Origin of the sequence: Desulfitibacter sp. BRH_c19 (genome assembly GCA_001515945.1) — a bacterium.
Classification (GTDB): Bacteria; Bacillota; DSM-16504; order Desulfitibacterales; family Desulfitibacteraceae; genus Desulfitibacter.
Genome location: LOER01000037.1, coordinates 38,162 through 47,602 on the forward strand (window position 1 = coordinate 38,162; position 9,441 = coordinate 47,602).

Annotated in this window: 8 protein-coding genes and 1 rRNA gene; 8 read left to right on the top strand and 1 reads right to left on the bottom strand. The window is 39.1% G+C overall.

From position 1 onward, the window contains the following. Window positions 1-205: 205 nt before the first annotated feature. Window positions 206-439 carry a hypothetical protein gene (locus APF76_00215; protein KUO49640.1) on the bottom strand — a complete coding sequence of 78 codons (234 nt, stop codon included), beginning with the start codon at window positions 437-439 and terminating at the stop codon, window positions 206-208. Between the two features lie 136 nt (window positions 440-575). On the opposite strand from APF76_00215, the gene APF76_00220 reads away from it, so the two are divergent. From APF76_00220 to APF76_00255, 8 genes are all read left to right on the top strand, one after another. Further along, window positions 576-845, top strand: a complete 270-nt coding sequence (locus APF76_00220) for a hypothetical protein (protein KUO49641.1) — start codon at window positions 576-578, stop codon at window positions 843-845. A gap of 765 nt (window positions 846-1,610) precedes the next feature. Next, the gene (locus tag APF76_00225) at window positions 1,611-5,135 is read left to right on the top strand and encodes a pyruvate-flavodoxin oxidoreductase (protein KUO49642.1); all 3,525 of its coding nucleotides are present in this window, start codon (window positions 1,611-1,613) and stop codon (window positions 5,133-5,135) included. Between the two features lie 153 nt (window positions 5,136-5,288). Next, on the top strand, window positions 5,289-5,954 hold the full coding sequence (locus APF76_00230; GenBank protein ID KUO49643.1) for an ATP synthase: 666 nt from the start codon (window positions 5,289-5,291) through the stop codon (window positions 5,952-5,954). Between the two features lie 26 nt (window positions 5,955-5,980). Next, a complete protein-coding gene (locus APF76_00235; GenBank protein ID KUO49644.1) occupies window positions 5,981-7,066 on the top strand; it encodes a ferredoxin oxidoreductase in 1,086 nt (361 codons plus the stop codon). Between the two features lie 12 nt (window positions 7,067-7,078). Further along, a complete protein-coding gene (locus APF76_00240; protein ID KUO49645.1) occupies window positions 7,079-7,831 on the top strand; it encodes a 2-oxoglutarate synthase in 753 nt (250 codons plus the stop codon). Between the two features lie 2 nt (window positions 7,832-7,833). Further along, window positions 7,834-8,400, top strand: coding sequence for a ketoisovalerate oxidoreductase (locus APF76_00245; protein KUO49646.1), 567 nt, complete (start codon window positions 7,834-7,836; stop codon window positions 8,398-8,400). Between the two features lie 12 nt (window positions 8,401-8,412). Then, a complete protein-coding gene (locus APF76_00250) occupies window positions 8,413-8,673 on the top strand; it encodes a 4Fe-4S ferredoxin (protein ID KUO49647.1) in 261 nt (86 codons plus the stop codon). Between the two features lie 382 nt (window positions 8,674-9,055). After that, a 16S ribosomal RNA gene (locus APF76_00255) occupies window positions 9,056-9,441 on the top strand; the annotation flags it as partial.

The following is a 9,441-nucleotide window of genomic DNA, read 5'->3' on the forward strand; positions in this document are numbered from 1 at the left end:
CTAGCATTGTATCTTTTGCAATGCGTAGAAATACTAGTGCAAAGCTAGAAGATAGGAGTCTTGGAGTGAAACTTGTCAACTTGTTGACATAGCTGAACCCATGCAAGGCTAGTGGCGGTAGTCATCGGATAAAAAATAATCACAAAATTACAAAAGGGCTGCATAAGTGCATGGTTAAATGCACTTGTACAGTCCTTTTAGTCTTTTAGCCCTGCTTAATTGTTATATGTTTAATAAGCTCCAAATAGTGCATGTACCTTCTTTCCGCACGAACAACCTTCAAGATTGCAGTATCAAGCTCTCTATGATCTGTTATTTCATCACATATCTTTTGTGCTTCTAGCCATTCTTTTTTTGCATTAAGAAGTTTTAACTCTAAATCACTTATAGTGGTGGGTTTTTGTTTATTTAGAAATTTAAATAATTGTTTTAACTTCATCCAAACTCCCTCCAATTAGCTTCTTATTATAATCAATATGCGCCAGAATTGATAAAAGTCCAAAAAATGGTATATTTATCTTTTGAAAGCATATTAATGTTAACAAACAGGGGAATGAATCTTAGGAGGGTTAGATATGGGTGTTGAATTTATGCAGGTTGTTTTTGGTATAGGTTTACTACTGGTCATAGTTGCCATTATTAATAAAATTGTTGTCAGACCAGTAAAAATTGTATTTAGGCTTGGTTATTCTCTTGTATTTGGGATGGTATTAGTATGGGCATTCAATTATATGGGAGGTATTTTTGGAATGTACATCCCTGCCAATATAGTGACAATACTAACAGCAGGAATATTAGGACTCCCAGGATTAGGGTTAATGCTAGTACTACAGCTTTTAGTCTAAATTATATTACTATTAAGACTTGACGCACTAAAGAACGGGCATTCCCAAGTACTGTAAAGACTGATTGCTAGAAGTACTGGCGCACTAAAGTACTGGTATTTCTACGCATTGCAAAAGACACAATGCTAGAACTACTGGCGCATGCTAAGGCTTGTTTTCATATGACATAATCAACTAGCATAGCAAGGACAGCGAATAGGTGGCATACCACTAGGCTGGTCTGGCAATGTTTGTGAAATAAATAACAAAGCTTATTGACTTGTAACGGTGTATACATTATACTGTAAATGGTTATATCCTTTCAAAACTGGTATAAAATAAATTGTAAAATGTTAAAAAATATTTTTCTATCGGTAGATAGTAGTCTGCTGTATAGACACCATTATAATGTTATGCTCGATAAGTTGCTAACGACAAAGGCCTAGTGCCCCCTATGGAATGGAATTTATGCCCATTGAGCACAAATAGCTATGCTGGAACTAGTGGCTAAAGCAAGGCTTCTTTTTAGTTTCCAATACTTTATACATGACGGGCATAAGAGAGCGGTTGTATATGCAGTAATGTAAGGCTTCAAGAACTAAGATTGCTACGGAGTATAATGAGAAGGGTATTGCTATGAATTATAGATCTTGAAAAATGATTTATTAACGGAATGGCTAAAAAGTATGTGTAAGACAGTAGGAGGTGTGTAGATTATCAAGGCTGAACTACTATATTTTTCAGGATATCGATATTTTAAAATTCAATTGGGGGAGTGAAGGCTATATGACTAAAATCATGAAAACTATGGACGGAAATACAGCAGCCGCATATGTTTCCTATGCCATGACAGAGGTAGCAGCTATTTATCCAATTACCCCTTCATCCAATATGGCAGAAGTAGTGGATGAGTGGAGTGCAGCTGGGAAAAAGAATATATTTGGGCAAGAAGTATTAGTCTCAGAATTACAGTCTGAAGCTGGGGCTGCTGGAGCAGTACACGGTTCTTTATCAGCAGGTGGATTAACTACTACATTTACAGCCTCTCAAGGCTTACTATTAATGATTCCTAACATGTATAAGATTGCAGGAGAATTATTGCCTGGAGTATTTCATGTTAGTGCTAGAGCTCTAGCGGGGCATGCGTTATCAATTTTTGGAGATCATTCAGATGTAATGGCTTGCCGTCAAACTGGTTTTGCCATGTTAGCTTCAGGTAGTGTACAAGAAGTAATGGATTTAGGTGGAATAGCTCATCTTGCTGCAATAAAATCTAGAGTACCTTTCATGCACTTCTTTGATGGTTTCAGAACTTCCCACGAGGTGCAAAAGATTGAAGCTATTGATTATCAAGTTTTTGAAAACTTAATTGATCGTGCAGCACTTAAGGAATTTAGAGACAGGGCTATAAACCCAGAACACCCTGTCCTTAAAGGAACAGCTCAGAATCCAGATATCTTCTTCCAAGCTAAAGAAGCAAGCAATAAGTTTTATGAAGCAGTGCCTGATATAGTAAATGAGTATATGAAAGAAATAAGCGAAGTTACGGGCAGAGAGTATAAGCCATTTAACTATTATGGCGCTCCTGACGCCGAACTTATATATATAGCTATGGGTTCAGCTTGTGAAGCATTAGAGGAAACCATTGATTACTTAGTAGCAAAAGGGGAAAAGGTTGGGATGATTAAGGTTCACTTGTATCGTCCTTTTTCACCCAAGTATTTCTTTGATGTCTTACCTAAGAGTGTTAAGCGAATTGCTGTACTAGACAGATGTAAAGAACCTGGATCCTTAGGGGAACCTTTATATGAAGATGTGAGAACTATGTTTTATGGCATGGAAAATGCGCCAATGGTTATTGGTGGACGTTATGGACTAGGGTCTAAGGATGTTACGCCAAGTCAGTTAAAGGCTGTATTTGACAATTTAAAATTAGAAAAACCTAAGAATGGATTCACTATTGGTATTGTAGATGACGTTACAAGACTTAGTTTACCTGAGACAGAAAAGCTCTGCATAGCTGATGAAGGAACTACACGTTGTAAATTCTGGGGCTTTGGATCTGACGGTACTGTAGGGGCCAACAAGGATGCCATTAAAATCATTGGTGACCACACCGATATGTATGCCCAAGGTTATTTTGCATATGATTCCAAGAAGTCTGGCGGTGTAACTGTTTCCCACTTGCGCTTTGGTAAAAAGCCAATTAGGGCCACATATCTTATTGATGAGGCTGACTACGTTGCTTGTCATAAGCAGGCTTACGTGGATCAATACGAGGTATTGGAAGGTTTAAAAGAAGGAGGAACCTTCCTGCTAAACTGCAACTGGACTTTAGAAGAGCTAGAAGAGAAATTGCCATCGAACATGAAAAAATATATAGCAGAAAAGAAAATTGAGTTCTACATTATTAATGCAGTAGATATTGCAGGTGCGATTGGTCTAGGTGGTCGTATTAATATGGTTATGCAGTCTGCTTTCTTTAAACTAGCCAATGTGATACCTTACGATGATGCAGTAAAATATATGAAAGAAGCCATAAAGAAGACTTATGGTAGAAAGGGCGAAAAGATAGTTTCTATGAACTATCAAGCAGTTGATAAGGCTACAGAAGCTCTGAGGAAGGTAGATGTTCCTGCACAGTGGAGTAATATTGCAGAGTCAGAGGCGGCTGCCACCACAGACATACCTGAGTTTATTAGTAAAGTCGTGGCCCCCATGAATAGGCAGCAGGGAGATAAGCTACCAGTTAGTACCTTTGTAGGGAGTGAAGACGGAACCTTCCCACAGGGAACTAGCGAATACGAGAAGCGCGGAATAGCCATCTTAGTACCTGAATGGCAGATGGAAAACTGCATACAATGTAACCAGTGCTCACTTGTATGTCCTCATGCAGTAGTAAGGCCTTTCTTGTTAGATGAGAAGGAAGCTGCAAATGCCCCTGAAAGTTTTGTTAGCAAAAAAGCTGTTGGCAAACAACTTGCTGGGTTAACCTACCGCATACAGGTAAGTCCTTATGATTGTACAGGTTGTGGGAGTTGTGCAAATGTATGCCCAGCTAAAACAAAGGCTTTAGTTATGAAACCTGTTGAAGAGCAGATTTCTTTACAGGAAGATAACTGGAACTATGCGATGGAAAATGTATCAATAAAAGACCATCTGTTAGATTTGGCAACCATCAAGGGTAGCCAATTTGCCCAACCATTACTACAGTTTTCTGGAGCTTGTGGTGGCTGTGGGGAAACTCCCTATGTTAAGTTGGTAACACAGTTATTTGGTGACAGAATGATGATTGCCAATGCTACTGGTTGTAGTTCTATCTGGGGTGGTTCAGCTCCTAACATGCCGTATTGCAAGAATAAGGAAGGGAAAGGTCCTGCTTGGGCTAATTCATTATTTGAAGATAATGCTGAGTTTGGATATGGTATGGCGCTTGCAGTTAAAAAAATCAGGGAAAAGTTAGGTATGCTTATGGAGGAAGCCATAGGGCAGGATATAAGTGATGATTTAAAAGCTGCCTTCCAAGAGTGGATAGTAGGTCAAGATAGTGCTAAGGGTTCCACGGAGGCTACTTCTAAAATCATGCCTTTATTGGCAGCAAATATTAATAATTCTGCTGTTAAAGAAATAGACGAAAGAAGCGACTTCTTAAACAAAAAATCTCAGTGGATATTTGGTGGAGATGGATGGGCTTATGATATTGGATATGGTGGCTTAGACCATATTATCTCAACAGGGGAAGATGTTAATATATTAGTTCTTGATACTGAGGTTTATTCCAATACAGGAGGGCAGTCCTCTAAAGCAACACCTGTAGGTGCTATGGCTAAATTTGCAGCAGCTGGAAAACGTACCAGAAAGAAAGATTTAGGTTTGATTGCTACAACTTATGGTGAAGTTTATGTTGCCCAGATTGCCATGGGAGCGAATATGAATCAAACCATCAAGGTGTTGGCTGAAGCAGAAGCTTATCCAGGACCATCCTTGATAATTGCTTATGCTCCATGTATTAATCATACTATCAAGGGCGGGTTAGCCAAAGCAATGGAAGAAATGAAAAACGCAGTTAATGCAGGGTATTGGCACCTTTGGAGATATAACCCATTATTAAAAGAAGAGGGGAAAAATCCTTTTATTCTTGAGTCAAAGGAACCAACTGTATCTTACCAGGATTTCTTAAAGTCTGAAGGTCGATACACTACCCTAGTTCAAGCATTCCCTGAAATAGCTGAAGCTTTATTTGAGAAAGCAGCAAAGGACTCTAAAGAACGCTATGAATCATACAAACGCATGGCTATGGAGTGCAAATAAATTTTAAAAAGACTATCAAAGCATCCTGCAAACAATGTGCAGGATGCTTTTTTTTGATACTTTTTTTGAAAAACCCTTTTAATTTTGGCCAAGATAACTTATCCTTGTATTTATATATAATCTCAAGCTAATAATAAATCTGAGGTGGAATAAATGGATATTCCCATTGTGGAGGCATACATAGGAGAATATGCAAGTGGTAAAAGTGAAAATGCTGTAAATAGAGCACTTTGGCTAAAAAACCAAGGCAGAAAAGTTACATTAGCTGATTTAGATATTGTGGAACCCTTTTATACTTTACGACCTATTAAAAAAAAGCTTGAAGAAATGGGAATAGAGGTTATGGCTTGGGAAAGCCGAAAGACAATGGGTTTAGGTGAGACTGGTAATATTATTAAACCGGAATTGAGATGGGTTCTAAAAAGGCCGGGTGATTTAATATTAGATGTAGGTTACGGTGTGGAAGGTGCAAAAACTTTGAATCTAGTTCATGGCGCTTATGATAACCCATATCTTAAAATATATGCAGTTATTAATGTGTCCAGACCCATGACAAGTACAGTTCCTGATATAGTGGAATATATAAAGTATTTGGGTCGTGTGGATGGCATAATTAATAACACACACTTAGGTGATGAAACTGATATAGAGGTTATCCAAAATGGGGCTAAAATAGTTAATGAAGCATCTCAGGAATTAAAAATACCCGTTATCTTTACATCAGTCGAAAAGCATCATCAAGATATATTGGGAAATAGAGATTGTGCAGGTAATCCTGTATTTTATATACAAAGATTTATGTCTGAAACTTTTTGGTAAGTAGAATTCTTAGGAGGTGTTATGTAATGGCCGCAAAACCTATTGAAGGTGAAAAAAAAGTTTTTGTAACAGGCAATGAAGCTACTGCATGGGCAGCATTAGCGGCAGGGGCAGATATTATGTATGGGTATCCCATCACCCCGCAAAATGAAATTATGCATTATTGGACAAGACTAGCCCCAAAGCATGGGAAAAAATTCTTGCAGACTGAAGATGAGATTTCTGCTGGATTTACCTGTTTGGGTGGTGTATTTAGTGGAAAAAAGGCATTTACAGCAACAGCAGGCCCAGGTAATACTTTAATGCAAGAACCAATGTCAATGGCTGAAATGATGAGAGTCCCGGCAGTATTTGTCATATGTCAAAGGGGTGGTCCATCCACAGCTACCGTAATCTATTCTCAGCAAGAAACTACACTAACATGTTTTGGTGGTAATGGTGAAGGCTTGAGAATTGTTTACTCAACAGAAAGTCATCAAGAACTGTTTGACTATACTATCAAAGCCTTTAATACTGCATGGAAATATCGCTTTCCGACCTTTGTTTTAGGAGATGGCTATCAGTCGAAAATGAGAGAATCATTAGTAATGTATGACCCTGAGGCTAGGGGAATAGAGATGGTTAAGCCTGAGCCAATTGTACGCAAACCAGGGATTCCGGGTGTAGATAGAAAACCAATTCACTTACGTAATACATATAACATGGAAGATGAGCTTTATGATGCAGTTATGGACATAGTAAATGACTTTAAGAAGATGTCCCCAGAAGTGGTGGAGTATGCTACGTTTGATTGTGAAGATGCAGATGTATTAATCCTTGCACATGGTGTGGTTTCAAGAGCTGCTCAAGGAGCTGTTAAACAGTTAAGAGAAGAAGGATTAAAAGTGGGACATTTTAGACCTATTACTTTAAGACCTTTTCCACAAGAAGAACTTAAGAAGTATGCTAAAAAAGCTAAGAATATATTAGTAGTAGAGTCTGCATATGGACAGTTTGATAAAATGGTTAAAGAAAACATATATGGTGTTAGCACACCTATTAAACAATACTTTAGACCTGGTGAAGGAATAACTGTTGAAGAAGTAGTTCAAGAAGCCAAAGAACTAATTTAAGGAGGTAAGAAAATGTCAATACAACCTCAGATGCCTAAAAGCTGGTGTTTGGAAACTAAGCCTCATAAGTTTTGCCCAGGCTGTGGCCATCCCATGCTACTTAAGGCTTTAGGTGAAGTTATAGATGAATTTGAGATCGCTGATAAAGTGGTATTTGGTTGTGATATTGGATGTTCTTTATTGGCATGGGATTTCTTTAATGTTGATACAATCCAGACACACCACGGACGAACAACGCCAGTTATCGTTGGTATTAAAAGAGCTGACGAAGAAGTAATTGGAATCGCTTATATGGGTGATGGTGGAGGCTACGCAATAGGCTCTCAGCACTTAGTGAATGCAGCAGCTAGAAATGATAAAGTTTTTGTCCTGTTAGCCAACAACACACAGTATGGCATGACAGGTGGGCAAATGGCACCAACTACCCTACCAGGGCAAAAGACTGAGACAAGCCCATATGGCAGAGATGTAGAAGCAACTGGACCTCCATTCCAGGGTCCGGAAATGGTTACGGCTATTTCCCAGGAAGGAGCATACGTAGCCAGAGCGACAGTAGCTAATCCTAGGCAATTGAAGAAAATTATAAAAAGGGCAGTAGAAAATGTTAAAGAAGGAAGAGGTTTTTCCTTTGTTGAGGTTCTTTCCTTATGTCCAACCAACTGGAGAACAAATGCGGAGCAAACTTGGAAGTTTGTTGAAGATGATATGGCCAAGTATTTCAAAATTGGTGAATTAAAAGTTCCAGGCGAAAGTAAGGAGGGTTGATCATGGCAAATGGCACTAAGATAGCCCTAGCGGGTGAAGGTGGCCAAGGCGTACAATCTGTTGCGAACATTTTAGTAGAAGCTGCTTATGAAGAAGGTAAAGAAGCCCTATACATACCTAACTTTGGAGTTGAACAAAGAGGTGGGGTATCCATTGCATATGTACAGATCTCCGAAAGAGCCATTGGTTCCCCAAAATTTAAGTTTGCAGATATAGTCATTGCTTTAAGTGATAGAGCGGTACGCAGAACTCAGAAATATGTTAACAAAGATACTCTTTTTGTGTATGATTCTGCAATTAAAGGCATAGAAAACGACCTTCCAAAAAATGCAAAGAAAATTATAGGAATACCTGCTATTGATGTAGCTAAGGAAGAGTTTCATCCAAGGGTATTTAATGTAATAATAATGGGTGCAGTTATAGGTATGACTGGTGTTGTGACAGAAATACAAGCTAAAGCTGCCATCGAAAAGAAGTTAGGATATAAATTCGAACAAGATCCAAAATTAAGGGAACTTAACTTCAAAGCTCTTGAACGGGGCATAGATCTTGTTAAAGACCAAGTCTAGGGAGGGATAAAAGTGGCTGTTCAATTTAAAGCTATTATAAAGGAAGATGGCAAGGGTGTTTTCCACCTGTTTCCTGGCTTATGCAAAGGCTGTGGTCTCTGTATAGAGAAATGCCCTGTTGATACTATAGGTTGGTCTAAGGAATTAGGTGTGTTTGGGACACCAGCGGTTGAACCTGGACACGGTAAACCATGTATTGCGTGCAAAATGTGTCAACTCGTATGTCCAGACTGCGCTATATTAATTGAAAAGGTAAAGAAAGAAAATAAGTAAATTCAAGGGTCCAGACATTGGTTTTGGACCCTGCTAACCTTACTTGAAAGGCTAAATTTACAAACCAAAAAAAACCTAAAAAGTTGTGGCAAATAATCTTGACAAATAGAACTGTAGATGTTAGTATAACTATTGTCGTTCGAAACGGCAAAGCAACAAAAGCAAGAAGCACCAAGAAATACCAGTTGCAAAGAGGACGAAGAAATGTTAAACTAGAGTTCCGGCCGATGAGGCCAATGATCTTTGAGAATTGAACAGTGATAAGAATTAGACCCGTTAATTGAAACAACAGTAATAAATTAATGGACAACAAAAAGTCCGATTTAAGCTAAGCTAGATCAAACTAGTAAAGTTAGTAACTAACGAAAGTTAGTTCAAATATTAACTGGAGAGTTTGATCCTGGCTCAGGACGAACGCTGGCGGCGTGCTTAACACATGCAAGTCGAACGGACTGATTAAGAAGAATCCTTCGGGAGGACACTTAAGAAGTTAGTGGCGGACGGGTGAGTAACGCGTGGGTAACCTACCCATTAAACCGGGACAACTCCGGGAAACTGGAGCTAATACCGGATAAGCTTACACTATGGCATCATAGAGTAAGAAAAGGAGGCCTCTCTGTAGAAGCTTCCGATAATGGATGGACCCGCGTCCCATTAGCTAGTTGGTGAGGTAACGGCTCACCAAGGCGACGATGGGTAGCCGGCCTGAGAGGGTGAACGGCCACACTGGGACTGAGACACGGCCCAGACTCCTACGGGAGGCAGCAG

Excerpts from the sequence above, each read along its gene's own strand:
- APF76_00215 (KUO49640.1), bottom strand. The coding sequence starts at position 439 with ATGAAGTTAAAACAATTATTTAAATTTCTAAATAAACAAAAACCCACC.
- APF76_00220 (KUO49641.1), top strand. The coding sequence starts at position 576 with ATGGGTGTTGAATTTATGCAGGTTGTTTTTGGTATAGGTTTACTACTG.
- APF76_00225 (KUO49642.1), top strand. The coding sequence starts at position 1,611 with ATGACTAAAATCATGAAAACTATGGACGGAAATACAGCAGCCGCATAT.
- APF76_00230 (KUO49643.1), top strand. The coding sequence starts at position 5,289 with ATGGATATTCCCATTGTGGAGGCATACATAGGAGAATATGCAAGTGGT.
- APF76_00235 (KUO49644.1), top strand. The coding sequence starts at position 5,981 with ATGGCCGCAAAACCTATTGAAGGTGAAAAAAAAGTTTTTGTAACAGGC.
- APF76_00240 (KUO49645.1), top strand. The coding sequence starts at position 7,079 with ATGTCAATACAACCTCAGATGCCTAAAAGCTGGTGTTTGGAAACTAAG.
- APF76_00245 (KUO49646.1), top strand. The coding sequence starts at position 7,834 with ATGGCAAATGGCACTAAGATAGCCCTAGCGGGTGAAGGTGGCCAAGGC.